This is a genomic window from Pseudoxanthomonas sp. PXM03 (genome assembly GCF_014852005.1).
In the GTDB taxonomy this organism is placed as follows: Bacteria; Pseudomonadota; Gammaproteobacteria; order Xanthomonadales; family Xanthomonadaceae; genus Pseudoxanthomonas_A.
Genome location: NZ_JACVAU010000005.1, coordinates 183,989 through 209,854, shown reverse-complemented (window position 1 = coordinate 209,854; position 25,866 = coordinate 183,989). Strand labels below are relative to the sequence as shown.

Annotated in this window: 23 protein-coding genes and 2 riboswitches; of the genes, 13 read left to right on the top strand and 10 right to left on the bottom strand. The window is 67.8% G+C overall.

Features of this window, described 5'->3' with window-relative positions; genetic code table 11:
- The first annotated feature begins 58 nt into the window (after positions 1 to 58).
- The 4 genes from IB223_RS18230 to IB223_RS18215 all read left to right on the top strand — a co-directional run bounded on the left by IB223_RS18230 (position 59) and on the right by IB223_RS18215 (position 6,724).
- Positions 59 to 1,423: a VOC family protein gene (locus IB223_RS18230; protein ID WP_192203200.1), complete on the top strand. Its 1,365-nt coding sequence runs from the start codon at positions 59 to 61 to the stop codon at positions 1,421 to 1,423.
- 538 nt (positions 1,424 to 1,961) lie between these two features.
- Positions 1,962 to 2,183, top strand: a riboswitch (cobalamin riboswitch).
- Between the two features lie 272 nt (positions 2,184 to 2,455).
- Positions 2,456 to 4,792: a ribonucleoside-diphosphate reductase subunit alpha gene (locus IB223_RS18225; RefSeq protein WP_192203235.1), complete on the top strand. Its 2,337-nt coding sequence runs from the start codon at positions 2,456 to 2,458 to the stop codon at positions 4,790 to 4,792.
- Between the two features lie 273 nt (positions 4,793 to 5,065).
- Positions 5,066 to 6,085, top strand: a complete 1,020-nt coding sequence (locus tag IB223_RS18220; RefSeq protein WP_192203199.1) for a ribonucleotide-diphosphate reductase subunit beta — start codon at positions 5,066 to 5,068, stop codon at positions 6,083 to 6,085.
- A gap of 222 nt (positions 6,086 to 6,307) precedes the next feature.
- Positions 6,308 to 6,724, top strand: a complete 417-nt coding sequence (locus IB223_RS18215) for an acyl-CoA thioesterase (RefSeq protein ID WP_192203198.1) — start codon at positions 6,308 to 6,310, stop codon at positions 6,722 to 6,724.
- Between the two features lie 12 nt (positions 6,725 to 6,736).
- Here IB223_RS18215 and IB223_RS18210 read toward each other — a convergent pair whose 3' ends face one another.
- Entirely contained in the window at positions 6,737 to 7,270 is a 534-nt protein-coding gene (locus IB223_RS18210) for a hypothetical protein (RefSeq protein WP_192203197.1), read from the bottom strand.
- 167 nt (positions 7,271 to 7,437) lie between these two features.
- A complete protein-coding gene (gene metE, locus IB223_RS18205; RefSeq protein WP_192203196.1) occupies positions 7,438 to 9,729 on the bottom strand; it encodes a 5-methyltetrahydropteroyltriglutamate--homocysteine S-methyltransferase in 2,292 nt (763 codons plus the stop codon).
- A gap of 198 nt (positions 9,730 to 9,927) precedes the next feature.
- Positions 9,928 to 10,162, bottom strand: a riboswitch (cobalamin riboswitch).
- 107 nt (positions 10,163 to 10,269) lie between these two features.
- On the opposite strand from metE, the gene IB223_RS18200 reads away from it, so the two are divergent.
- The gene (locus IB223_RS18200; protein WP_192203195.1) at positions 10,270 to 11,532 is read left to right on the top strand and encodes a serine hydrolase domain-containing protein; all 1,263 of its coding nucleotides are present in this window, start codon (positions 10,270 to 10,272) and stop codon (positions 11,530 to 11,532) included.
- Here the strand turns inward: IB223_RS18200 and IB223_RS18195 are convergent, their stop codons facing one another.
- Positions 11,533 to 12,591, bottom strand: coding sequence for a linear amide C-N hydrolase (locus IB223_RS18195; RefSeq protein ID WP_192203194.1), 1,059 nt, complete (start codon positions 12,589 to 12,591; stop codon positions 11,533 to 11,535).
- A 110-nt stretch (positions 12,592 to 12,701) separates the two neighbouring features.
- On the opposite strand from IB223_RS18195, the gene IB223_RS18190 reads away from it, so the two are divergent.
- Positions 12,702 to 13,019, top strand: a complete 318-nt coding sequence (locus IB223_RS18190; protein WP_192203193.1) for a hypothetical protein — start codon at positions 12,702 to 12,704, stop codon at positions 13,017 to 13,019.
- Positions 13,020 to 13,029: 10 nt separating this feature from the next.
- Complete coding sequence (gene purU / locus IB223_RS18185; protein ID WP_192203192.1) at positions 13,030 to 13,881, top strand: formyltetrahydrofolate deformylase; 852 nt, start codon at positions 13,030 to 13,032, stop codon at positions 13,879 to 13,881.
- Positions 13,882 to 14,039: 158 nt separating this feature from the next.
- On the opposite strand, the gene IB223_RS18180 is transcribed toward purU, so the two are convergent.
- Positions 14,040 to 15,377, bottom strand: a complete 1,338-nt coding sequence (locus IB223_RS18180) for an APC family permease (protein ID WP_192203191.1) — start codon at positions 15,375 to 15,377, stop codon at positions 14,040 to 14,042.
- Between the two features lie 150 nt (positions 15,378 to 15,527).
- On the opposite strand from IB223_RS18180, the gene IB223_RS18175 reads away from it, so the two are divergent.
- Entirely contained in the window at positions 15,528 to 16,838 is a 1,311-nt protein-coding gene (locus IB223_RS18175) for an amidohydrolase (protein WP_192203190.1), read from the top strand.
- 156 nt (positions 16,839 to 16,994) lie between these two features.
- Here the strand turns inward: IB223_RS18175 and IB223_RS18170 are convergent, their stop codons facing one another.
- Positions 16,995 to 17,780, bottom strand: coding sequence for a TSUP family transporter (locus IB223_RS18170; RefSeq protein ID WP_192203189.1), 786 nt, complete (start codon positions 17,778 to 17,780; stop codon positions 16,995 to 16,997).
- A 198-nt stretch (positions 17,781 to 17,978) separates the two neighbouring features.
- Here IB223_RS18170 and IB223_RS18165 point away from each other — a divergent pair, with 198 nt between their 5' ends.
- Complete coding sequence (locus IB223_RS18165) at positions 17,979 to 19,310, top strand: M20 family metallopeptidase (protein WP_192203188.1); 1,332 nt, start codon at positions 17,979 to 17,981, stop codon at positions 19,308 to 19,310.
- A 175-nt stretch (positions 19,311 to 19,485) separates the two neighbouring features.
- On the opposite strand, the gene IB223_RS18160 is transcribed toward IB223_RS18165, so the two are convergent.
- Together IB223_RS18160 and folE are read right to left on the bottom strand one after the other, a co-directional pair.
- A complete protein-coding gene (locus IB223_RS18160; RefSeq protein WP_192203187.1) occupies positions 19,486 to 19,869 on the bottom strand; it encodes a YchJ family metal-binding protein in 384 nt (127 codons plus the stop codon).
- A gap of 144 nt (positions 19,870 to 20,013) precedes the next feature.
- A complete protein-coding gene (gene folE, locus IB223_RS18155; protein ID WP_142122915.1) occupies positions 20,014 to 20,619 on the bottom strand; it encodes a GTP cyclohydrolase I FolE in 606 nt (201 codons plus the stop codon).
- A gap of 338 nt (positions 20,620 to 20,957) precedes the next feature.
- Here folE and IB223_RS18150 point away from each other — a divergent pair, with 338 nt between their 5' ends.
- Positions 20,958 to 21,578, top strand: coding sequence for a hypothetical protein (locus IB223_RS18150; protein WP_142122914.1), 621 nt, complete (start codon positions 20,958 to 20,960; stop codon positions 21,576 to 21,578).
- A gap of 99 nt (positions 21,579 to 21,677) precedes the next feature.
- Here IB223_RS18150 and IB223_RS18145 read toward each other — a convergent pair whose 3' ends face one another.
- From IB223_RS18145 to IB223_RS18135, 3 genes are all read right to left on the bottom strand, one after another.
- Entirely contained in the window at positions 21,678 to 22,166 is a 489-nt protein-coding gene (locus IB223_RS18145) for a YetF domain-containing protein (RefSeq protein WP_192203234.1), read from the bottom strand.
- Between the two features lie 20 nt (positions 22,167 to 22,186).
- A complete protein-coding gene (locus IB223_RS18140) occupies positions 22,187 to 22,528 on the bottom strand; it encodes a cupin domain-containing protein (RefSeq protein ID WP_192203186.1) in 342 nt (113 codons plus the stop codon).
- A 120-nt stretch (positions 22,529 to 22,648) separates the two neighbouring features.
- On the bottom strand, positions 22,649 to 23,101 hold the full coding sequence (locus tag IB223_RS18135) for a fasciclin domain-containing protein (protein WP_225591196.1): 453 nt from the start codon (positions 23,099 to 23,101) through the stop codon (positions 22,649 to 22,651).
- A 308-nt stretch (positions 23,102 to 23,409) separates the two neighbouring features.
- Between IB223_RS18135 and IB223_RS18130 the strand changes: the two genes are divergently transcribed.
- The 3 genes from IB223_RS18130 to IB223_RS18120 all read left to right on the top strand — a co-directional run bounded on the left by IB223_RS18130 (position 23,410) and on the right by IB223_RS18120 (position 25,442).
- Positions 23,410 to 23,709 carry a hypothetical protein gene (locus IB223_RS18130; RefSeq protein WP_192203185.1) on the top strand — a complete coding sequence of 100 codons (300 nt, stop codon included), beginning with the start codon at positions 23,410 to 23,412 and terminating at the stop codon, positions 23,707 to 23,709.
- 211 nt (positions 23,710 to 23,920) lie between these two features.
- Positions 23,921 to 24,367, top strand: coding sequence for a LuxR family transcriptional regulator (locus IB223_RS18125; RefSeq protein ID WP_192203232.1), 447 nt, complete (start codon positions 23,921 to 23,923; stop codon positions 24,365 to 24,367).
- A 100-nt stretch (positions 24,368 to 24,467) separates the two neighbouring features.
- Positions 24,468 to 25,442, top strand: a complete 975-nt coding sequence (locus IB223_RS18120; protein ID WP_192203184.1) for a S41 family peptidase — start codon at positions 24,468 to 24,470, stop codon at positions 25,440 to 25,442.
- The last annotated feature ends 424 nt before the right edge of the window (positions 25,443 to 25,866 follow it).

The following is a 25,866-nucleotide window of genomic DNA, read 5'->3' as shown; positions in this document are numbered from 1 at the left end:
CCCGGGCGGCGACAATACGCGCCCCCGGCGGCCCCACGCCGCCCGCATGCCGAGCCCCATGACCGCTTTCGTTTCCCCCGACCGCATCCGCGGCCTGTTCGCGCAGGCCATGTCCGACATGTACCGCGCCGAGGTGCCGCTGTACGGCGACCTGATCACGCTGGTCGGCGAGATCAATACCGTGACGCTGGAGAACGATGCCGCGCTGGCCGCACGCCTGCAGCGCACGGGCGAAACCGAACGGCTGGACCTGGAGCGCCATGGCGCGATCCGGGTGGGCACGCCGGCGGAACTGGCGATGCTGGGCCGCGTGTTCGCGCTGATGGGCATGCATCCGGTGGGCTACTACGACCTGACCGTGGCCGGCGTGCCGGTGCACGCCACCGCCTTCCGGCCGCTGAGCGAGGACGCGCTGGCCGCCAACCCGTTCCGCATCTTCACCTCGCTGCTGCGGCTGGAGCTGATCGCGGACGCGGCCTTGCGCACGGAAGCCGAGGCCATCCTGGCCCGCCGCGACATCTTCACCGCGGGCGCGCGCGCCCTGGTGGCGCAGGCCGAACGCGATGGCGGACTGGGTGAGGCCGACGCGCAGCGCTTCGTCGCCGAAGTACTCGAGACCTTCCGCTGGCACGGCGATGCCACCGTCTCGCTGCAGACCTACCAGGCCCTGCACGGCCTGCACCGGCTGGTCGCCGACGTGGTCAGCTTCCGTGGGCCGCATATCAACCACCTCACCCCGCGCACGCTGGACATCGATGCCGCGCAGGCGGCGATGCTGGAGCGTGGCATCCAGGCCAAGGCGCTGATCGAAGGCCCGCCGCGCCGCGCCGTGCCGATCCTGCTGCGCCAGACCAGCTTCAAGGCGCTGGAAGAGGAAGTCGCCTTCCCCGACGCCACCGGCACGCTGGTACCCGGCAGCCACAGCGCGCGCTTCGGCGAGATCGAACAGCGCGGCCTGGCGCTGACGCCGGCCGGACGCGAACTCTACGACCGCCTGCTCGCGCAGGTGCGCCAGGCCGGCAGTGCCGGCAATACCTCGGCCGACTATCCGCAGCGGCTGGCAGCCGCGTTCGCCGCGTTCCCGGACGACGAGGACACGCTGCGCCGTGAAGGCCTCGGCTACTTCCGCTACCGCCTGACCGACGCCGGCGCAGCACTGCCCGCCAGCGAACGTGCGGCGATGACGCCTGATGCACTGGTCGAGGCGGGCCACGCCGTGGTCGATCCCATCGTCTACGAAGACTTCCTCCCGGTCAGCGCGGCGGGCATCTTCCAGTCCAACCTGGGCGGCGGCGAGCAGCGCGCGTACAACGCGCACGCCAACCAGGAAGCGTTCGAGGCGGCACTGGGCAAGACGATCCACGATCCTTTCGCGCTGTATGCGCAGGCGCAGGACGCCTCGATCGCGACGCTGCGCGCCTGATGCTCACCCCTCTCCCTGCGCCAGCGGGGAGAGGGTGCCGAAGGCGGATGAGGGGCGAACGGAGTCCGGGCACCCAATGCGTCGGATCGCGACAGCGCTTTTGATGCCAAAGAGCTTCACGCACGAATCATCACCGCGCCTGCCCCTCATCCGCCCTCCGGGCACCTTCTCCCCGCCGCGCGGGGAGAAGGACGCAAGTGCGTCGCTTTCTTTGAGGCACAAGCACGGCCAGACAGCTCCCCTCTCCCTGCGCAGCGGGGAGAGGGTGCCGAAGGCGGGTGAGGGGCGAACGGAGTTGGAGCACCTGACGCGTCGGATCGGGACAACATCCCTTGGTGCAGAAGGGCCTGACACACGAGTCACTACCGCGCTGCCCCTCATCCGCCCCCGTATCCAGTACGGGGCAGGCTCTCCGGGCACCTTCTCCCCGCCAAGCGGGGAGAAGGAGTCAATGCGGGAGGAGAAATCCGTGAAACCCGCATCGCGTCGACATCGGCTGTTCCACACAACATTTGGTGTTGACGCTTCCATACACCCCCACTATCTTGTGGCCGTCGGTTCCGGAGATGGCTAGTCTCCGGATGAAAAGGGAAGCCGGTGCGGCCTTCGGGCCCACTCCGGCACTGCCCCGCAGCGGTAATTGGGAACGACCCCGCCACACAGCACTGAGGCCCACGCCTCGGGAAGCGGCGGACTAGGAGGAAGGCACCGCCTTCCACGCCCATGAGTCCGAAGACCTGCCGACAGCCGCGCGTTGCACACCGCGCGGTGCCGGCCGCGGATTCTCCGGGGGGAGATGGCTGGCGAAGCAGGGCACCCGCAGTCCGACTGCGTGGTCTCGCCGCCTGCGACGCCGCTTCCCCACTGTGATTCCCCATCCGGCCTTCCGCTGCCCCGCGAGGGACGGGCCGCCGCGTGCACCACGCATGGAGGAATCTCGTGACCCAGATCGACAGCGCCGTCGCCGACGCCGGCACCACCCCGTCCCAGAAGGACGCGTTTTCGCTGACCCCGCCGCCCACCGCCACCGCGATGAGCGTGACCAAGCGCAATGGCGGCCGCGAGCCGGTGGACCTCAACAAGATCGTGCGCGCGGTGCAGCGCAACTGCGAAGGCCTGCACGCCATCGACCCGATGCGCGTGGCCACGCGCACCATCTCCGGGCTGTACGACGGCGCCAGCACGCGCGAACTGGACGAACTGTCGATCCGCACCGCTGCCCTGCTGACCGGCGAGGAACCCGAGTACAGCCGCCTGGCCGCGCGCCTGCTGGCCGCCTACATCACCAAGGAAGTGACCGGCCAGGAAATCCACGCGTTCTCGCAGTCGGTGACGCGTGGCCACGAAGTCGGCCTGATCAACGACCGCCTGCTGAACTTCGTGCAGACCAATGCACGCAAGCTCAACGATGCGCTGGACGCCTCGCTCGACCTGCACTTCGACTACTTCGGCCTGCGCACGCTGTACGACCGCTACCTGCTGCGCCATCCGCACACGCGCAAGGTGATCGAAACGCCGCAGCAGTTCTTCCTGCGCATCGCCTGCGCGCTGAGCGAGGACGTGCCGGAGGCGCTGGCGCTGTACCGCCGCATGGGCCACCTGGACTACCTGCCCAGCTCGCCCACGCTGTTCAACAGCGGCACGACGCACGAGCAGTTGTCGTCGTGCTTCCTGCTGGATTCGCCGCAGGACACGCTGGAGTCCATCTACGCCAAGTACGGCGACATCGCGCAGCTGAGCAAGTTCAGCGGCGGTATCGGCGTGAGCTACACGCGCGTGCGTTCGCGCGGCTCGCTGATCAAGTCCACCAACGGCCACAGCAACGGCATCGTGCCGTGGCTGAAGACGCTGGATTCCTCGGTCGCGGCGGTCAACCAGGGCGGCAAGCGCAAGGGCGCGGCCTGCGTGTACCTGGAAACCTGGCATGCCGACATCGAGGACTTCCTCGAGCTGCGCGACAACACCGGCGACGAAGCCCGCCGTACGCACAACCTCAACCTGGCCAACTGGGTGCCGGACCTCTTCATGAAGCGCGTGGAGGCCGACCAGGAATGGTCGCTGTTCGATCCGCGCGTGGTGCCGGAGTTGACCGACCTGTACGGCGTTGCATTCGAGCTCGCGTACACGCAGGCCGAGACGCAGGGCAAGGCGATGAAGACCATCTCCGCCCGCAAGCTGTACGGCCGCATGATGCGCACGCTGGCCGAGACCGGTAACGGCTGGATGACCTTCAAGGACAAGTGCAACGCCGCCAGCAACCAGACCCTGCGCGCCGGCAACGTCATCCACCTGTCGAACCTGTGCACCGAGATCCTCGAGGTCACCTCGGCCGAAGAGACGGCGGTGTGCAACCTGGGCTCGATCAACCTCGCCCGCCACTTCGACGAGGACGGGTATTTCGACTTCGACAAGCTGGCCGAGACCGTCCGCCTGGCCGTGCGCCAGCTGGACCGCGTGATCGACCTGAATTTCTATCCGATCGAAACCGCGCGCCGCGGTAACCTGCGCTGGCGCCCGGTGGGCCTGGGCTGCATGGGCCTGCAGGATGTGTTCTTCAAACTGCGCCTGCCGTTCGACAGCGCCGAAGCGCGTGCGATGTCGGCGAAGATCGCCGAGACCATCTACTTCCACGCACTCGAAACCTCGGTGGAACTGGCGCAGGAACGCGGCCGCCATCCTTCCTTCGCCGACACCCGTGCGGCGAACGGCGAACTGCAGTTCGATGCCTGGAACGTGGTGCCGGAGAACGTGGAGCGCTGGGACGCGCTGCGCGCGCGCATCAAGGAACACGGCCTGCGCAACTCGCTGCTGATCGCCATCGCGCCGACCGCGACCATCGCCTCGATCGCCGGCTGCTACGAATGCGTGGAGCCGCAGGTGTCCAACCTGTTCAAGCGCGAGACGCTGTCGGGCGATTTCCTGCAGGTCAACCGCTACCTGGTGGACGAGTTGAAGAAGCTGGGCCTGTGGACGGCGGAGACGCGCGACGCGATCAAGCTGTCCGAAGGCTCGGTACAGGGCCTGGCGCAGGTGCCGGACACGCTGCAGCAGATCTATCGCACCGCGTGGGAGATCCCGATGCGTTCGCTGATCGACATGGCCGCCGGCCGTGGCGCTTTCATCGACCAGTCGGCCTCGCTCAACCTGTTCATGGAGAGCCCGAACATCGGCGCAATGTCGTCCATGTACATGTACGCGTGGAAGCAGGGCATCAAGACCACCTATTACCTGCGGTCGCGCCCGGCCACCCGCATCGCCAAGACTACGGTGAGCGCGGCGGCGACCACCGCGCCGAAGCGCGACTACACCCCGACCGAAGCCATCGCCTGCTCGCTGGAGAACCCGGAAGCCTGCGAGGCGTGCCAGTAACGCATCCCCGCGCCGGCATCCCCGACGGACTACGGGACACGGAGGTTCCGGGCGCAAGGAAGCGCCGACCCACGTAGATCGTCCCCTCCCCCGCGTGCGGGGGAGGGCTGGGGTGGGGGCCAGCCGACGACTCCGACGGCAAACCACCACAGGCTCGGCCGAAACCTTCGCTGCTCTTTCCGCTCCAGCAAACGAACGCCTAACGGCTTCGTTCGCCCCCATCCCAGCCTTCCCCCGCACGCGGGGGAAGGAGCAGAACAGGAACACCGCACCATGTCCGCCCAACCCAAGCAGATGCTGCTAGACCCCGGTTTCGAACTGACCCTGCGCCCGATGCGCTACCCGCAGTTCTATGACATGTACCGCGACGCGATCAAGAACACGTGGACGGTGGAAGAGATCAACTTCCAGATCGACATCACCGACCTGCATTCGAAGATGACGCCGGCCGACCGCCACCTGATCCACCGGCTGGTCGCGTTCTTCGCCACCGGCGATTCCATCGTGTCGAACAACCTGGTGCTGAACCTGTATCAGCACCTGAATGCGCCCGAAGCGCGCATGTACCTGTCGCGCCAGCTGTACGAGGAAGCGCTGCACGTGCAGTTCTACCTGACGCTACTGGACAACTACCTGCCCGACCCGTCCGAGCGCTTCAAGGCGTTCGCGGCGGTGGAGAACATCCCGGCGATCAAAAAGAAGGCCGACTTCTGCTTCAAGTGGATCGACAGCATCCAGGACATGAAGCGGATCGAGACGCGCGACCAGCGCCGGCAGTTCCTACTCAACCAGATCTGCTTCGCCGCGTGCATCGAAGGCCTGTTCTTCTTCGCCGCGTTCGCCTACGTGTACTACTTCCGCTCGCGCGGCCTGCTGCCGGGCCTGGCCAGCGGCACCAACTGGGTGTTCCGCGACGAGAGCTGCCACATGGAGTTCGCGTTCGAGTGCGTGCGGACCGTGCGCGAGGAAGAGCCCGACCTGTTCGACGACGCCATGCAGCAGCAGGTCTACGACATGCTGGAGGAAGCGATCGAGTGCGAAGTGCAGTTCGCCGAGGACGTCCTGTCTGGCGGCGTGGCCGGCATCTCCACGCGCGACATGCGGCAGTACCTGCAGCACTGCGCGGACCAGCACTTCGCCAAGCTCGGCATGCCCAAGCGCTACGACGTGCGCAACCCGCTGCCCTTCATGGAGCTGCAGGACGTGCAGGAGCTGACCAACTTCTTCGAGCGCCGCGTGTCGGCCTACCAGTTGGGCGTGCAGGGCGAGGTGGGCTTCGACCACGCGTTCTAGCGCAGGCCCCTTGCAGGAGCGACGTGAGTCGCGACCGCACGAATGACGGGGCCTGGCCTCGGATCACTTCAAGGCAACCCAAACAAGCGGCCGCCGTCATCCGTGACGCTGTAGGGCCGGAGAGGGATTCATTGCCGCGGTCGCGACTCACGTCGCTCCTACACCAGCACCACATCCGGCGCGCTATGCTGCCGCCGGGAGCACGCGAACCGGAGCACCACCATGACCGAACTGGCCAACGCCGAAGTGCGTCCCCTCGAGGCGCGCCTGCTGCACATGGTCTTCCCCGACCACACCAACCACCTGGGCACGCTGTTCGGCGGACAGGCGCTGGCGTGGATGGACATGTCGGCCTTCATCGCCGCCTCCCGCTATGCGCGCACGACCGTGGTCACCGCGCGCTCGGAACAGGTGGACTTCAACCAGCCCATCCACAAGGGCGACCTGGTCGAAGTGGTGGCGCGCGTGGTGAAGGTGGGGCGCAGCTCGATGAATGTCGACGTGGAAGTCATCACCGAGAACCTGCTGACCGGCGAACGCAAACTGTGCACGCGCGGCCACTTCGTGATGATCGCGCTGGATCCACTGGGCCGGCCGACGCAGGCACCGCCGTTGCCCCCGGCGATTGCGCAGGACTGACCGCCGCGACGTTCAGAGGGTGGATGTGGTCTCGTTGCCCGCCTGCGCCAGGATGCGTTCGGCCTCGCGCTTCTGCTCTGCGGACAGCGCGTGCACGACCACGGCGGAGTCGCCCTCCCGCAGCGCACCGAGCACTTTCATCACGTAGGGATCGTGATCGGGTCGCAAGGTGACCAGCCCGCCGACCATCAGGCCGGCGATGCCGCCGAAGAACGCCAGCGCCGCCAGCGACAGCCCCGGCGATTGCGTGATCATCGGCACCGCCTGCATGCGCAGCACGGCGTAGGCAAGTATGCCGGCAAGCGCACCCACGGCACCCAGCTTGGCGTGCGACCAGAGCATGGTGCGATAGATGCCGTGGCTTTCAGGCTCCAGCATGCGGCCCGGCTTCGTATCGCCGGGCGTGAGGACCTGGACCTGGCTCGCCGGCAGGCCCATCGCCTCACGCACGCGCGCCGCCTGCAGGCGCGCCACCGCCACGCTCGGACAGATGGCCGCCACCTTGCTGTTGGAAACCTCTTCGGTGAAGAACACGGATCCGGTCATGACGACGGCTCGCGGTGGGGTGTAAGCCCACCGTGATGCCGGCGGCGTTGGCGAAGGGTGAAACCCGTGTGCAGCCGATGTTGCGCGCCTGCCGGTGTTCACGCTGGGCCATGCGTGCGAACGCGCCCCTGCGCGATGCCCCGCGCCACGCGGGGCACCCGCTTCGCCTAAGCCGCGCGGACCTCCCCCTGGCGCACGGCCCGTGCCGCTTCGACCATGCGCTCCAGAGCCGTGCGTACCTCCGGCCAGCCCCGCGTCTTCAGGCCGCAATCGGGATTGACCCAGATCTGCTCCGGCGCCAGCACCGCACGCGCCTTCTCCAGCAAGCCGATCATCTCGCCGACCGAGGGAATGCGCGGTGAGTGGATGTCATACACGCCCGGCCCGATGTCGTTGGGATAGCGGAATTTCACGAAGGCATCCAGCAGTTCCATGCGCGAGCGCGAGGTTTCGATGGAGATCACGTCAGCGTCCATCGCCGCAACGGCGTCCATGATGTCGTTGAACTCGGAATAGCACATGTGCGTGTGCACCTGGGTGTCGTCGGCCACGCCGGCGGCGGTGATGCGGAAACACTCCACCGCCCAGTCGAGGTATGAAGACCAGTCGGCGCGCCGCAGCGGCAGGCCTTCGCGCAGTGCAGGCTCGTCGATCTGGATGACGCAGATGCCGGCCGCTTCCAGATCCAGCACTTCGTCGCGCAGCGCCAGCGCGATCTGCCGGCAGGTCTGCGCGCGGGACTGGTCGTCGCGGACGAAGGACCACTGCAGCACCGTCACCGGGCCGGTCAGCATGCCCTTCATCGGCCGGTCGGTCAGCGACTGCGCGTACTGCGACCAGCGCACCGTCATCGGCGCCGGGCGCTGTACGTCGCCGTAGATCACCGGCGGCTTCACGCAGCGCGAGCCGTAGCTCTGCACCCAGCCATTCCGGGTGAAAGCGAAGCCCTCCAGCTGTTCGCCGAAGTACTCCACCATGTCGTTGCGTTCAAACTCGCCATGCACCAGCACGTCGATGCCGATCTCTTCCTGGAAGCGCACGCAGCGCCCGGTTTCCTCGCGCAGGAAGGTGTCGTAGTCGGCGTCGGACAGTCTGCCGCTCTTGTGCCTGGCCCGTGCTTCGCGCACCTGGTGCGTCTGCGGGAACGAGCCGATGGTGGTGGTGGGGAAGTCCGGCAATCCGAAGCGCGCCGCCTGCGCGGCACGGCGTTGCGGGTAAGGCGAATCGCGATGGATGTCGGCGACATCGGGCGATGCCAGGCGCGCCGCCACTGCAGGACGATGCACGCGCGCCGAATGCCGGCGCGATTCGATCCGGTCACGGGCGATGGCCAGGTCCGGCTCCGCCGCGCGCGGATCGCGCAGGGCATCGGACAGCAGGCGCAGTTCTTCGATCTTCTGGCGCGCAAAGGCCAGCCATGATCGCAGGTCGGAAGGCAGCGCCTTCTCGCCGGCCACGTCGACCGGCACGTGCAGCAGCGAACACGACGGCGCCAACCACAACGCGATGTCGCCGACATGGCCCTGCGCGTACTTCGCCAGGATCAACGCGTTGTCCAGGTTCGTGCGCCAGATGTTGCGGCCGTCCACCAGCCCCGCCGACAGCACGCGGCCCTTCGGCAGATGCTTCAACACCTCGTCCAGTTGCTCCTTGCCACGCACCAGGTCGACATGCAGGCCATCCACCGGCAGCGCGCACGCGAGCGGCAGGTTGTCGCCGAGGCGGCCGAAGTAGGTCGCCAGCAGCAGCGAGGGCCGCGTCCCTTTCGCCAGCGTGGCGTAGGCCTGCACATAGGCGGCGCGTGCCGCATCATCCAGGTCCAGCACCAGGCAGGGTTCGTCGATCTGCACCCAGTCCGCGCCCGCGTCGTGCAGCCTGGCCAGCAGCGCCGCGTACACCGGCAGCAATGCTTCCAGCAGCGCGAGACGATCGCTGCCATCCACCGTCTTGGCCAACAGCAGGAAACTCACCGGCCCCAGCAGCACGGGCCGCGCGGCATGGCCGGCGGCGCGCGCTTCCAGGAATTCCGCCACCGGCTTGTCGCCACGCAGGCGGAAGGTCTGCCCGGCGTGCAGCTCCGGCACCAGGTAGTGGTAGTTGGTGTCGAACCATTTGGTCATCTCCAGCGCGCGCAGGTCAGCACCGCCGTCCTGCACGCCGCGTGCGAGTGCGAAATAGCCGGCCAGCGGATCGGCGTCGGCCAGCGCGCGGTAGGCGTCCGGGATGGCATCGAACAGGAAGGCGGTGTCCAGCACGTGGTCGTACAGCGCGAAGTCGTTGCACGGCACGACATCGGCGCCGGCCTCGCGCTGCAGTTGCCAGTGGCGATGGCGCAGGTCGCGCGCGGTGCGCTGGAGGTCGTCGGCGGTGCTTTCGCCACGCCAGTAGCTTTCCAGGGCGGATTTCAGTTCGCGCTTCACGCCGATGCGCGGGAAGCCGAGGGTGGTAACGGTGGTCATGGTGCGTGTCCTCATGCGGTAGCGGATGAGGAACGAAGGAACCGCGCGCCAGGCCAGGGCCCGCCACGCCAGCGACCTTCGCCCCCGCGGGCGAGCCGGAGTGCCGAAGTCGGGCGCAGGAGGACGCATCCGGGCAGGCGCGCACGGACACGGGCTCCGGCCACCTCCCCTCGGAAGCTCCAGGTCAGTCGGAGGACGGTCGTGTCCTCCGGCCAGGGCAGGTCTTCGGGCTCATGGACGGGCGCGGGTGCGCTGGCCTACTTCCCGCCGCTTCCCGGTCCGCGAGGACCAGTGCTGTTGGCGAGGTTCGTTTCCAAATACCGCTGCGGGGCAGCGCCGGAATAGGCCCATGGAACAGGCCGCACCGGCTTCCCTTTTAATTCCATCGCTATATCTGGATAAAGCGATGGAAACCTTGGCGATGGGCAAATTACCCCCGGCATGGTGGTACGTCAAGTGCAGCCATGACGATCTCGCGGCGGGGTTTGGGGTCGCTCGTTCGTCCACCTCCATGACGCCACGATCTTCAACCAGGCCCGCATGAATCATCCCTCCCTGTCTTCCCCCCCGCGCCGCCGCTGGCTGAAGACCGCCGCCCTGTCGACCCTGGCAGCCGCGACCTGGCCGCAGGTCACCCGCGCCGCCGCCTGCGACGATGCTGCCGGCTGGATCCCGCCCGATCCTTTCCTCGCCGACCTGCCACGCCTGATGCAGGCGTTGCGTGTCCCGGCCATCGGCCTGGCGGTGGTGGAACATGGCGAGGTGGTGTGGTCGCGCAACCTCGGCGTGTCGAACGCGCAGACGCATACGCCGATGGCGGACGACACGCTGTTCGAGGATGCCTCGCTCAGCAAGCCCGTGTTCGCCTACCTGGTGCTGCAACTGGCGGACCAGGGCGTGATCGATCTCGACGCGCCGCTGGTGCGTTACCGGCGGATGGACTACCTGGCCGATCACCCCTGGGTGGACCTGGTCACCGCGCGCGACGTGCTGCGCCATTCCACCGGCATGCCGAACTGGCGCAAGGATCCGGCAAACGAAAAACTGGTGCCCGCAGTGAAGCCCGGCTCGCGCATCGACTATTCGGGCGAGGCGATCTTCTGGCTGCAACTGGTGGTGGAGACGCTGACCGGCGAGAGCCTGGACGAGTCCATGCACCGCCTGTTGTTCGGTCCGGCCGGCATGCGCGACAGCAGCTACACGTGGAGCGCGGACCTCGCCGCGCGTTCGGTCCATGGCCATCGTGCCGTCGAGGACGAAGAGCCCGGCATGCCACCGCAGATGCTGCGCGAACAGTGGAGCGCGGCGCAGGTCGTCGCTGGTCGCTGGGGCAGGCCGCTGTCCGCGTGGCGTTACGAAGACGCCGCGCGTGCGCTGCCGGACGTGCAGGCGATCACGCCGAAGGGCCTGGTGAACTGGCCCGGCGACATCCTGGCCAATGCCGCGGCCAGTCTGCGTACCACGCCGACGGACTATGCCCGCTTCATGGCGCTGTTGGTGCGTACGCCGCGCGAGCCCTGGCAGATCACCGCGACCACGCGCACGGCGATGCTGACGAAGCAGATCGACGTGCCCGGCCGCTGGACCGACAAGGGCCTGGGCTGGAACCTGGAAGCCACGCCACGCGGGCCCGTGTTCTACCACTCGGGCAGCAATGGCGGCATCTTCAAGAACTTCGCCCTGGGCGATCTTTCCGGCCAGCGCGCGCTGGTGGCGCTGACCAATGGCGGCAGCGGCAACGTGCTGTACCGGCGCGTGGTGCGCGCGGCCACCGGTCACGACCTGCTGGCGTTCGACCTCTGACTACAGGCCCAGAAACTCGAACGGCTCGGCCGGCCTGAAGTCCTTCACCGCGTTGCCGGCGAACACGTTGCGCTGGTCCGGGCCCAGGTCCAGCCGCAGTACCTTGCCGGTCTCCTTCGAGAAGTCCACGTCCTTCAGGTCCACCCAGAAGGTGTTGGGCGTCAATGCGGATTCGAAGAAGTACAGCTTGCGCTTGTGGTCGGCGACCGTGCGCCAGCGGGTGGAGGAGATGTTCGGCTCTTCCGGCGTGTTGATGCCGAATGGCACCGATGCATTGCGGATCACGCTGAAGACGCTGGCCAGTGCCTTCACCGGATCTTCGCTCTTCGGAATCGCGTTGACGTAGAACGACGCGCGCGCGAAGCGGTCCGCGGCGCGGTTGGTACCCGGCAGCATCACCGTGCCCCCGATCTGCTTCCAGTACGCGTTGAGCGCGAGCTGCTGGTCGAACACCGGCGAATTGGTCATCACCTGGTACTGGCGGCCGTGATGGATCACCTGCTTCCCGCCGATGTACTCGATGATGGCGCTGTCGCCGCTGGCGTCAGACAGCGACAGGTGCAGCGTGGCCAACCGGTCCTCGCCGGGCACCTTGTCGGTCACCAGGGTGAAGGGTTCCTTGCGCAGCGCCTCGACGGCCTCCTTCACGCTGCCGTAGTTGTCCAGCGCGTATTGCGCCCACGCCGCGATGCTCAGGCCCGGGCCGCGCCCGTTGTAGACCGGGTATTCGGATTCCACCAGCCACAGCACGTTCGCCATCAGACCGGCTTCGTTCATGCCGTCGGTGGTGGAGACCTCGTAGCCGGTAGCGATGACGCTGCCGTACTTCGATGTCCACTTCACCGAGTCGGGTCCGGCCTGTCCGCTGCGCTGCATGCCGCGCGGGAAGATCCACAGGTTGGTCGCCACATCGTTCTTCCAGTCCATCGAACGCGCGGTGATGACGTCGCTGTCCGCCCCCAGATAGACCAGCCGGGTGCAAGCGGCGGCGGAGCGGGAGGACAGGCTGGGCAACAGCACGGCGGCAAGGGCAAGCAGCAGAACGAAGCGACGATCCATGGCGATCTCCGTAGGCGCGGGACGGCAGCAAGCGATGGCGGCGGGGGCTCGCCTTTTGAGCCAGCGAGTGTGTTAAACAGCGATCTTCCCCCGCATCCGGAGATGCTGCCATGACATCCCCCCGCCCGTTGCGCCGTTCGTCTTTCCACGCCTTCCTGCTGACAGGCGCCGCCTTCGCCCTGTCTTCCTGCGTCAGCACCCCTGGCCCCCAGGTGGAGGGCAGCGGGCGCTGCAGCGATAGCGCACTTGGCTGGGCGACGGGTCAACCTGCGGATGAGGCCACGCTCAAGCGCCTGTCGCGCGAGAGCGGCGCCGGACTGGTCAACCCCATCGGCCCGAAGACGGTCGTGAAGCACGACGCGCGCAACGACCGCCTGCGTGTCTTCCTCGACGCCGACAACCGCATCACCGCGGCCCGCTGCGAGTAAGCAGACCCCCATGCGCCGCGACCACATCCTCACGCTCTCCTGCCCGGATACCACCGGCATCGTCTATCGCGTCACCGGCCTGCTGTTCGACGCGGGCTGCAACATCCTGGACGCCCAGCAGTTCGGCGACGACGAATCCGGCCGCTTCTTCCTGCGTGTGCATTTCGACCTGCCGGAGGCGATTGCCGCCGATGCCCTGCGCGCACGCTTCGCACCGCTGGCCGACGCGTTCGCGATGGAATGGCAGATCCACGACGCACGCCGCAAGGCGCGGCTGATGGTGCTGGTGAGCAAGCAGGGCCATTGCCTCAACGACCTGCTGTTCCGCGTGCACAGCCGACAGCTGCCGGTGGAGATCGCCTGCGTCGCGTCCAACCACGACGACTTCGCGGCGCTGGCGCAATCCTACGGCGTGGCGTTCCACCACCTGCCCGTCTCCGCGGCGCATCGGGATGAGCAGGAGCAGCGCATCATCGACCTGGTCGAACGCGAGCAGATCGACCTGGTCGTGCTGGCCCGCTACATGCAGATCCTCTCGCCCACGCTGTGCGATGCGCTGGCCGGCCGCGCGATCAACATCCACCACAGCTTCCTGCCCAGCTTCAAGGGCGCCCGGCCCTACCACCAGGCGCACCAGCGCGGGGTCAAGATCATCGGCGCCACCGCGCACTACGTGACCCGCGACCTGGACGAAGGTCCGATCATCGAACAGGACGTCGCCCGCGTGGACCACGCGATGACGCCGAAGGAACTGGTCCGCATGGGCAGCGATATCGAATCGCTGGTGTTGGCCCGCGCCGTCCGTCGCCACGTGGAACACCGGATCCTGTTGAATGGGCACCGGACGGTGGTGTTCCGCTGAGCAGGGGACGGGCTTCCTGCAGGAGTGACGTCAGTCGCGACCGGGTAGCTGCCGCCCGATCCAGGAAAGCATCGCCTCGCCTCAGCGATAAAAGCGCACGTCACCGGATATCGCGCGAGCGCGAGCCGAGCGGTCGCGACTGACGTCGCTCCTACAGATCAGGCCCCAACGCGCCGACGCAGCCCCACCAGCACCGCGTACACCACCGCCAGCACCACCACCGCCACGCCGATTGCCGTCCATTCGCGCGCGCTCAGCGTGGTCAGGATGGCCACCATGCCGACCACCGCCAACCCCGGCACCAGCGGACCGCCGCGCAGCACGAAGGGCTCACCGCGCTCGCGCAGGTCGCTTCGCTGCGCGCGCCATGCCGCCACGCACACCATCACGTACACCAGGCACACGGCACCGCCCGAGATCAGCACCAGTGCTTCGAAGTTGCCCACCACCGCCAGCAGGCAGGCAATGCCGGCGTGCGTGGCCAGCGCCAGCAGCGGTACGCGGTGGGTGGCGCTGACGCGGCCGAAGGCCTGCGGCAGGTAGCCATCGCGCCCCAGTGCGAACAGCAGCCGCGACGAGCCCAGCAGGTTGCCCAGCAGGAAACCCGCCATCGAGATGCTCGCGGTCACTAGCAGCGCGATGCGCGCGGGGTCCCACAGCCGACCCGCCGCCTCGGCGATGGGCACACTGCTGCTCGCCAGGGCCGGGCCCAGCACGCCCTGGCAGACGATCTGCAGGCCCAGGTACAGCAGCACCACCAGCAGGATGGCGCTCATCGCCGCGCGCGGTACGCTGCGCGAGGGATCGCGCACTTCGCCACCGGGAATCAGCGCCGTCTCCACGCCGGAGTACGCGAACACCACCATCACCATAGCCGCGCCCAACGCCGTCCATGACGGCACGTCGCTGAAGGCAAAGCTGACCTGCGTGGTGTCGACGAAGGCCAGGCCCACGAGCACCAGCAGGAACAGCGGCACCAATTTCAACGTGGCCAGCGTCATTACGGCGCGCGCGCCCAGCTTCACGCCGAAGGCGTTCAGTGCGTAGATCGCGGCGTACACGCCCAACAGCAACAGCGCGCGCGGCACCGGCGCGGCGAACACTGGCCACAGGCTGGCGACCTGCAGCGACAGTGCAGCCGCCACGCCGGCACTGGAGGCCACGTTGCAGATCCACATCAGCGCTCCGGCGAGGAACCCCGGCAGCGTGCCGAACACCGCGCTGACATAGGTGTACGGGCCACCGGTCGCGGAGGCGCGGCTGCCGATGGCGGCGAAGCACAACGCCACCGGCACCATCACCACCGCGCCGGCCAGCAGCGCCAGCGGCGCGGCCGCACCGACCTGCGATGACAGCGCCGCGGGCATCTTGAAGATGCCGCCGCCGACGATGATGTTGATGACGGCCGCCGCCAGCGCCAGGCTGCCCACCGCACGCAGCAATGCAGCATCGCCCTGCAGCGGACTGGAGGAAGCAGGATCGGCGTCGCGGGTCATGGGTATACGGGCTGCTCAGTGGCCTGCGAGCCTGCCACGCGCGCGTATCGAATGCGAGCCGCGCGCGGGCATGCGCTCATGGTGATTTGCCATTGGACGCGCGCCCCGCAGGGACTAGCATCGTGCTCCCCGCACGCCCCGGATGCCACCATGCTTCGCGCCCACCGCCTGTTCGCCGCCCTGCTCGTCGTCACCGCCGCACTGGCGGGTGCCGACGTCCGTGCTCAGGACGCCGCCGCGCTCGCTGCGCTCGAGCGTGCGCAACCGCAGCTGGTGCAATGGCGCCGCGACTTCCACCAGCATCCCGAGCTGGGCGAGCAGGAAGTCCGCACCGCCAAGCGCGTCGCCGACCACCTGCGCTCACTGGGCCTGACGGTCCGCACCGGCGTCGGCAAGACCGGCGTGGTCGCGGTGTTGAAGGGCGCGAAGCCGGGTCCGCGCATCGCTTTGCGCGCGGACATGGACGCGTTGCCCGTCACCGAACAGACGGGCCTGCCGTTCGCCTCGAAGGTGAAGGCCGACTACCGCGGCCAACCGGTCGGCGTGATGCACGCCTGCGGCCACGATGCGCATGTCGCCATCCTGATGGGCGTGGCGCAGGCGCTGGTCGCGGCGAAGGACGAACTGGCCGGCGAAGTGATGTTCGTCTTCCAGCCGGCGGAAGAAGGTCCGCCGGTCGCGGGTGAAGTATTCGGCGCGGCGTTGATGCTGCAGGAGGGCGTGTTCAAGGACTTCACCCCGGACGCCGTGTTCGGCCTGCATGTCTGGGCCGGCCTGCCGGTGGGCAGCGTGGGCTACCGCAGCGGGCCACTGCTGGCTGCGGCGGACGAATGGTCGCTGGTGGTGAAGGGCAAGCAGACGCACGGCTCGCGGCCGTGGGATGGCGTGGACCCGATCACCCTGGGCGCGCAGATCCTGCTCGGCACGCAGAGCATGATTGCGCGCCAGGTGAACATCGCCACCAGCCCGGTGGTGCTGACCGCGGGCCAGTTCCAGGCCGGCGTACGCTTCAACATCATCCCGGACGAAGCGACGCTGGTCGGCACGCTGCGCACGTTCGACCCGGCCGTGCGCGAGGACGTGATCGCACGCTTCCGCCGCATCGCCGACGACTACAGCCATGCCAGCGGTGGCAGCGCCGAGCTGAAGGTGGCCAACAACGCGCCGGCCACCATCAACCAGCCCGCGCTCACCCAGCGCGTGCGGCCTTCGCTGGACAAGGCCGTCGGCGCAGCCAGCGTGGTCGAGATGCCATTGGTAACCGTGGCCGAGGACTTCTCGCAGTTCGCCAACACGGTGCCGGGTTTCTACTTCTTCGTGGGCTCGACGTCGAAGGGCATCGATCCGGCCACCGCACCGATCAACCATTCGCCGCAGTTCCTGCTGGACGAACAGGCGCTGCAGACCGGCAGCCGGGCGATGCTGCAGGTGGCGCTGGACTATCTCGCTACGAAGCCTTGATCTTCCCCTCTCCCCGCCTGCGGGGAGAGGGTGCCGAAGGCGGGTGAGGGGCAGACGAAGCCGTCGACCCCGACGTGTGCAGGACGCAATCGAAGCATCGCGCTCGCCCCTCATCCGCCCTCCGGGCACCTTCTCCCCGCCTCGCGGGGAGAAGGACTACAGGCCCACCCACATCCGCAACGGATGCTGCGGATCGGCCAGCAGGCGGATCGCCAGCGCGATCGACACCGTGACCAGCAGCGGCTTGATGATGCGGGCGCCCTGCTTCATCGCGAAGCGCGAGCCCAGCTGCGCGCCGAGGAACTGCCCCGCGCCCATCACCAGTCCCACCTTCCACAGCACCGCGCCGAACGCGAGGAACACCGCGAACGCGCCGAGGTTGGAGCCGAAGTTGAGGAACTTGGTATGCGCCGTGGCCTTGAGGATGCCGAACCCCGCCAGCGCCACGAAGCCGAGCATCAGGAACGACCCCGTGCCGGGACCGAACACGCCGTCATAGAAGCCGATCACCGGCACGAAGGTCAGCCCGAACACGAGCGGGCGCATGCGCTGGTGCCGGTCCACATGGCCGATGTCAGGCTTCAGCCCGAAATAGATGGCGATGCCCACCAGCAGGAACGGCAGCGCCAGCTTCAGCCACTCCACCGGGATGATGGTCGCCAGCAGCGCGCCACCCACCGCGCCCAACGCCGCGGTGAGTGCCATCGGCAGCTGGCCTTTCAGGTCGACATGCCCATGCCGCGCGTAGGCCCAACTGGCCGAGGCCGAACCGAACAGCGACTGCAGCTTGTTGGTGCCCAGCACGTGCAGCGGCGGAATGCCGGCCAACAGCATCGCCGGGATGGTGACCATGCCACCGCCGCCGGCGATGGCATCGATGAAGCCCGCCAGCATCGCGGCGAGGAACAGCAGCAGGAGTACCTGCAGGGCGAGGTCGGGCATGAGGTTTCCGCAGCGGACGATGATGCGCGTCCGCCCGGGAACCAGCACGTGCGACGCTTGCGCATTCTAGAAGCTGCGATGCCGTTGTAGGAGGGGCTTTAGCCCCGACTGGAGGCGCTCGCCAAAGCGTCGGGGCTAAAGCCCCTCCTACATGCCCCATTGCGGTTAGCATCGGGCATCCCTCCAGGAGCAGATCCGATGCGTACAGCTCGTCCCCTCGCCATTTCCCTGCTCACCGTCGCGCTGGCCTGCGCACTGCCCGCCGCCGCGCAGGACGCCGCACCCGCGCAACGAGCGGAAGTCGCTGCCGCCGGCAAGGCCGTGCAGCAGCAGGTCGTGGACTGGCGCCGGCACTTCCACCAGCATCCGGAGCTGTCCAACCGCGAGGAGCAGACAGCCAAGCGCGTTGCGGAAGAGTTGCGCAAGCTCGGCCTGCAACCGCGCACCGGCATCGCGCACCACGGCGTCACCGCCATCATCAAGGGCGGCATGCCGGGTCCGCGCATCGCGCTGCGGGCGGACATGGATGCGCTGCCGGTGACCGAACGCAACAGCCTGCCGTTCGCATCGAAGGCCACCGCGACCTATCGCGGCGAAACCGTCGGCGTCATGCATGCCTGCGGCCACGACGCGCACACCGGCATCCTGCTGGGCGTGGCGAAATCGCTGGTGGCGATGAAGGACACGCTGGCCGGCGAAGTGCTGCTGGTGTTCCAGCCTTCCGAGGAAGGCGCGCCCGCCGGCGAAGAAGGCGGCGCATCGCTGATGCTGAAGGAAGGCCTGTTCAAGGACTTCAAGCCGGACGCGATGTTCGGCCTGCACGTGTTCTCGTCGATTCCCGTCGGCCAGATCGGCGCGCGCCAGGGCCCGCTGATGGCGGCATCGGACAGCTTCAACCTGAAGGTCGTCGGCCGGCAGACGCATGGCTCGCGGCCATGGGGCGGCGTGGACCCGATCGTGGCGATGGCCGACGTCATCGGCACCACGCAGACGATCGTCAGCCGCCGCACCGACATCTCCCGGCAACCCGCGGTGGTCAGCTTCGGCGCCATCAAGGGCGGCATCCGCTACAACATCATCCCCGACGACGTGGAAGTGGTCGGCACCATCCGCACTTTCGACGAAGGCATGCGGCAGAAGATCTTCGCCGATCTGAAGAACGTCGCCAGCCATGTGTCCGCCGCGCACGGCGCGAAGGTGGAAGCCAACGTGCCCGACCGCAGCGGCAACCCCGCCACCATCAACGATCCCGCGCTCACCGCGCGCATGACGCCGAGCCTGCAGGCCGTGGTCGGCGCGGACAACGTCATCACCCCACCGCTGCAGATGGGCGCCGAAGACTTTTCGTTCTACGCGCTGGAAGTGCCGTCGATGTTCTTCTTCGTCGGCAGCACGGCGAAGGGCACCGACCCGGTGACCGCCCCCAGCAACCATTCCCCGGAGTTCATGCTGGACGAAGCCTCGCTCGACGTCGGCGTGCGCGCACTGCTGCAGGTCACGCTGGATTACCTGGAGACGCCGAAGGGTTGAGCATCTCTCTCCCCGCTTGCGGGGAGAGCAACTGTATTGATCCAGACGCAACACGAAGTGTTGAGGTGGTTGCGCATGCGCGCCTTCAATCAGCACCAAGCGTGCTGCGCGAAGAGCGCCCCTCATCCGCCCTTCGGGCACCTTCTCCCCGCTTGCGGGGAGAAGGGAGCATCCATCACCGATGCTCGCCGTCCACGTACAGCCACCGCCCGTCGAGGCGGACGAAGCGGCTGCGCTCGTGCAGCCGCACGGCGCTGCCACCTCCGACGCGGTAGCGGGCAACGAACTCCACCTCCGCAGTATCCGGCCCGGTGACGCGATGCTGCTTCACCGACAGGCCCAGCCACGTGGTGCGTAGCGCACCGGGCGCGTCCAGGCCCAGCTCGGCCGGACAGGTGTCGGGATGCCAGGTGGCGCGCAGGTAACCGGCATCAGCCGTGACAAAGGCGCTGTAGCGCGAACGCATCAGCGCTTCGGCATCCGGCGCGATGCCGCCGGCGTGGTAGCGGCCGCAGCAGGCCGCGTAATCGCGGCCAGTGCCGCAGGGGCAGGTGGTCATGCTTGTGCCCTTTGTAGGAGCGACGTGAGTCGCGACCGTACACCTCCCGATAACAGGAAAGCGGGCACCACTGGATACGGCAGGCGAATGGACGCAGACGTCATCCGGTCGCGACTCACGTCGCTCCTACAACGTCGCCCGCCCTCACCGCCGTCCGTTGCCGGTCTCGATGAAGCGCAGGAATTCGGCGCGGGTGCGTGCGTCTTCGCGGAAGGTGCCCAGCATCTTGCTGGTCACCATGCTGACGCCGCGCTTGTGCACGCCGCGCGTGGTCATGCATTCGTGCGCGCCATCGACGACGACCGCCACGCCGCGCGGCTGCAGCACGTCCTGGATGCACTGCGCGATCTGCGCGGTCATCTTCTCCTGCACCTGGAAACGGCGCGCATACACGTCCACCACGCGCGCCAGCTTGCTGATGCCCACTACCTTGCCGTCAGGCAGGTAACCCACATGCGCCTTGCCGATGATCGGCGCCATGTGGTGCTCGCAATGGCTTTCGAACTCGATGTCGCGCAGCACGATCATCTCGTCGTAGCCGGCCACTTCCTCGAACGTGCGCGCCAGGTACTCGCGCGGATCCATCTGGTAGCCACTGAACCAGTCGCGGTAGGCCTTGGCCACGCGCTTGGGCGTGTCCAGCAGGCCCTCGCGCGCCGGGTCTTCGCCGGCCCATTCGAGCAGCACGCGCACGGCATCCTCGGCCTGCGCCTGGGTGACCTTGCCGGGGTTGTCGTCGGACTGGCTCATCGCATCGATTCCTGCGGGGGGCGTGGAGGATAACCCATCATGCCGGACATGGCCCGGGCGGCCCCGGGCTGGGCCGCGTTCACCACTACGGAACGGGGCAACATCCGGATGCGCGCCTCCACAGCGCGCGGCGCACCCAGCCGGCATCCGTTGCCGGAACAAGACTGCGGGTACGTGCCCGGTAACCACGAAATGGCGCCTCGCGTTGGCGCGTGACATGCGCTTCACCGACGCGTGCGCAGTTGGCTATGTGAACGTCGTGCATGCGTCGCCGTCACATCGTGTTTTCGCGCCTGCGCCTAGAACGGTTACTCCTTTCACAGCCACGGAGTACCGCCATGGCACGTTCCCGCACCGTCAACACCGCGCAAGTCCACGAACTGCTGCTGCAGGCCATCGAAACCGAACGCGGCGGCATCCAGATCTACACCACGGCGATCAAGGCCGCAGTGAACAAGGACCTGAAGAAGGAGTGGGGTGAGTACCTCGACGAAACACGCACGCACGAAGAAGTGCTTACCCGCGTGTTCGAGCAACTCGGCATGGATACCGAAGAGAAGTCGCCAGGCCGCAGCGTGGTCGCGCACCAGGGCGCTTCGCTGGTGAAGGCCATCGAGATGGCCATGAAGAGCGACACACCGGAAGCCGCCGAACTGGTTGCTGCCGAATGCGTCGTACTGGCCGAAACCAAGGACCACCAGAACTGGGAACTGATCGGCAAGGTCGTGGAACAGGGCGGCGAACTGGCCAAGGTGCTGGAGCCCGCGTACAAGGCCGTGGAAAGCGACGAAGACCACCACCTGTACCACACGATGGGCTGGTGCCGGGAGCTGTGGATCCAGTCGCTGGGCATGCCCGCAGTGCTGCCGCCGCCGGAAGAGGTCAAGAAGGTCGAGACCGCGATCGGTGCGTCGCGCGCCGAACAGAGCCGCGACGAGATGCTCGGGCACAAGCACTGAGTTTCCACCGGCCGCACGCCCGGTCTCCGGCCATCCTTCTCCCCGCGCAACGGGGAGAAGGAATGGACGCACCGTCTTGCCGCCCACCTGGCTACCCGATCAGGGCTTCCTGCCGATGAAGGTGATCTCGCCCGAGGTTTCCAGCACGGCCAGTTCGATTTCCCCCAGCGTGGCGTAGCCTGCGGAACGGCGCGCGATGGCGAAGTCGTGCTCGCTCAGCGACTGGCGCGCCAGCTCATCGCGGAAGAGTTCGCCATGCCGCAGCAGGATCACCGGCTTGCCCTCCACCACCTGGTCGAAGCGGCGGCTGCGCGCGGAAAGTTTGCCCACGCTCCAGTTCAGGCCCAGCAGCGTTGCCGCCAGGATCAGGCCGCCCAGCAACGATGTGTCCTCGCCGATCAGCGAGTTCTGCACCGCCGTGCCCAGCAGCACCACCACCAGCAGATCGAACGGCGTGAACTGGCCTACGGTGCGCTTGCCGGTCAGGCGCACCATCAGCAGCACCACCACGTAGACGGCGACGGCACGCAACACGAATTCCCACCACGGCATGCCCAGTTCGAACAGGCTGCGCGCCACGCTCTCCATCGTCGTCACCTCGTCGTGTCTCAGGGTTTGCCCGCCGGCCGCTCATCGCCGTCGGGCGTGTAGGCGGGCGGGGAATAGAAGTTGACCGTCTTCAGCGGCGTACGGCCGGTGGCGCGGATCTCGTGCCGTTCGCCGCGTTCGATCAGCAGCAGGCTGCCGGGCTTCAGCGCGCGGCGCGCGCCTTCCACGATGGCCACGCCCTGGCCCTCGGCGACGAACAGCCACTGATCGGCGCCGCGATGGCGATTGTCCGGTCCGCCTTCCCTGCCACCGCGCCTGATGACCATCTGCGCCGCCTGCACACCGTTCGCCTCGAAGATCGGCAGGAAGCCGACGCCCATGCGCAGATGCCTGGATTTCATGGATCGTTTCTCGCCTCTTACGCGGACCGTGCGCAGCATCGGTCGTCGCGCGTGCAGGTTCCGTCAAAAAAAAACGGCGGGGATTGCTCCCCGCCGCGTGCATTCCCTTGCTGCCTCACCTCAGTGAGGCCTGGAATCCGGAATGTTCACTTTGTCGATGCCGTGGATCACGCCATTCCTGGCCATGATGTCGGGCCGGGTGAGGTGGGCGCCGTCGATGCTGATCTGTCCGTCGGCAATCCTGATCGGCGCGCCCTGGCCCTGCACGGTGCGCGCGGACTGCCACTTGCCCACGTCGGCCGTGGTCTTGCGGCCTGTGACCAGGTGATAGTTCACCAGCGCGGTGAGCTCATCCTTGTTGGACGGTTCCAGCAGGCGGTCCAGCGCCCCGGCGGGCAACGCCGAGAACGCATCATCGGTCGGCGCGAACAGGGTGTATTGATCGCTGCCATTGAGGGATGCGGTCAGCCCTGCCTTGTCGATGGCATGGGCGAACGTGCCGAACGTGTGGTGGCTCCTCAGGGTGCCTACCAGGTTCTGTTGCACGAGGCCTTCTTTCTGCTGCATTTCCATGGGGGGTTCCTGCGGGATGGACCCTTCCTGGGTCTCGTGGACGGCCAAGGCCGTGACCCGGCGCGACGCCAGGTGCAGCTCAATGCGGAGGATGGGGAAAGACGTGGCGCGCGGCTGAGCAGCCGATACGGTATTGCACCGTAGCGGCGCCACGATGCGCGCCCCACCGTGACCATGGCGTGACGCCCGCCTGTCCGAAACCGCGCCGTGCATGCTGGCGACGTGCTAGCGTGGCTTCACGCGGGATTCCGAGATTGGTTAGCTTCCGCGCCCGCAGTGTGCCGGCTCGCACAACGTCCGGAGCCGCCATGAACACCAAGCTGCATCGCGTCATCTCGAATGCATCCGGCTTCCAGCGCGTGGCGCACCTGCTGAATGACCGCGCGGTGGAATGCGCCGAAAACGAAGGCTGGCCCATTCCGGCCGAGGCGCGCGAACCCATGCTGGTGGTCGTGCAGACCGGCGTGGTGCAACGCGTGGCGGTGTTCTTCGGGCAACACCTCAAGCGCGAGATCCATTTCTGGTCCGGGCGCAAGGATGCACTGCGCAGGGCGAGGCCGCGGCGCGCGCTTCCGTCGCTCCTGCTGCACGCATCCGCCTCACCGTGATCACGCCGCACGGGTGAGGCCACGGCCGCACCCGGCACTGCACATCCCGATACCCCGCTTGGCCCCGGGCGCGTTGCGCATGCCGGGGCTGCATGGCTGGACAGTATTGCGGATGGAATGGCATGGTCGCCCTGCCCGCGACGGATGCGGTTCCCGCCGCCATCGCGCCACCCTGCACGGAGGCTCCATGAAGACCACGTTCCTCGCCCTGTTGGCCGCACTCGCCCTGCACGCCGCGCCCGCGTTCGCCGCATCACCGCTGGTCGGCCGCTGGGCACTGGATGTGGCGACGTTGCCGATGCCACCCGACGCACGCCCGCGCAGCGTCACGATGGAATTCAGGCAGCCCGGCGACGGGATGTGGTCGACGCATATCGAGATCGTCGATCCCAATGGCGGCACAATGGATTCGGACGCCACCCTGGCGCTGGACGGGACACCCGGCAAGATCACCGGCAGCTACTGGGCCGACGTCGGCACGGCGAAGATGCCTGCCCCCAACGTGGTGGTGCTGCAGCTCGCCTACCAGGGCACGCCCTCCTCGACCCGCATCTACTCGGTCACGGAAGACGGCGGCACGCTGACCGAAACCAAGGCCGCCTTCCACAAGGACGGCACTCCGTTCCTGCAGACGACGACGTTCAAGCGGTTGCCCTGAGGGCGCGCCCGCTTCACCTGCGGACCACCCGCCGACGAAAGGAACGTCGAAGTCCCGCCCGCCTCCCTCCGACTCCCCCATGCACAAGGAACGCGCATTCGTGAAGCTACGCACCCGCCTTTCCGCCATCGCCCTGGTCCTGTTCGCCTGCGCGCCACCGCTCCATGCGGCGGACGCCATCCTTGATGAAGTCATCGCAGCGGCACGCACGCGAGGCGTGAATGGCCACCTGCCGGATTGGCCCGTCGTTGAACGCGAGGCGTACGCGTTGCTGGCGGCCTCGCCCGGCGAAGCCGGTCGCACCGCTGCCATCCGACATGTCCTTGGCGCCCTCAAGGATGGGCATTCCTTCTACATGCCACCCCCGCCTTCGTCAGTGCCGTCCGGAGCAGCGGCCGGCACGTCCACCGGCAACCCGGCGGCACGCACGCCGAAGCCCATCGCGCAGGCGCATGGCACCGTCGAAGGCGTCGGCCATCTGGCGATCAACGCCTGGAGCGGCGGGTCGGCCGAGACGCCCGCGGCGACGCGCGATGTGCGCGATGCACTCAACCAGTCACTGGCCAACGCCCCCTGCGGATTGATCGTCGACGTCGCCCACAATCCGGGTGGCAACATGTGGCCGATGATGGGCGGCATCGCGCCACTGTACGACGAGGGCGTGCTGGAGACCTTCCAGGGACGCAGCGGAGCGCCGCAGGTGGTCAACGTCCGCGACGGACAGCTGCGGATGAACGAAAGCGTGTTTCCGCGCGTGGAGCTGCCGGCCCTGGTGCGCAAGCCCGCGCACCTCGCCGTCATCCTGGGGCCGGGCACGATGAGCTCCGGCGAGATCCTGGCGCTGGGCTTCAAGGGCCAGCGCAACGTGCGCTTCTTCGGCCAGCCCACGCGGGGCGCCACCACCGCCAACGCGAGCATGCGCCTGTCGAACGGCGGCATGGTGGCGTTGACCACCGCGCATATCCAGGACCGGCGCGGCGTGATCCACCAGGGGCCCGTCGTGCCCGACGAGACCACGGACCAGCCGCTGCAGGCCGCACGCACGTGGCTGGTCAAGCAGTGCGCGCAACACTGACGACGAGGCTGGCGTGAGCCTTCGAGCGATCCGCGGGGGTCCGGGCACAAGGAGGCACGGCACCGCGCGAAGCGGTGGCGCACGCTCCCGGCATTGCTGCACGTGCCGTCCGCATCGCCCGGATCGCGCCGCACGGGTGACGTCATCGCTTCATCCGATGCTGCCAGACACCGACCTCTCCGTTCGCAGGCATGGCAAGGATGCCTGCGCCCAACGCAGGCGTGCGGCGTCCATGGCTGCGGCCAACCGCACCACCGCATGGCGTCACCGCCCTGGCGCAGCGCGCTGGTGGCGGTGCCGGCGGCCATGCTGAGCTGGCGCCCAGAGCATCCGCCATTGCGCGTCCGTGCGCTCCCCGCCGACCATGGCCGTCGTACGACCGCGCATGGACGCGCGCCATGCCTCATCCACTCCGAGCCCGCCC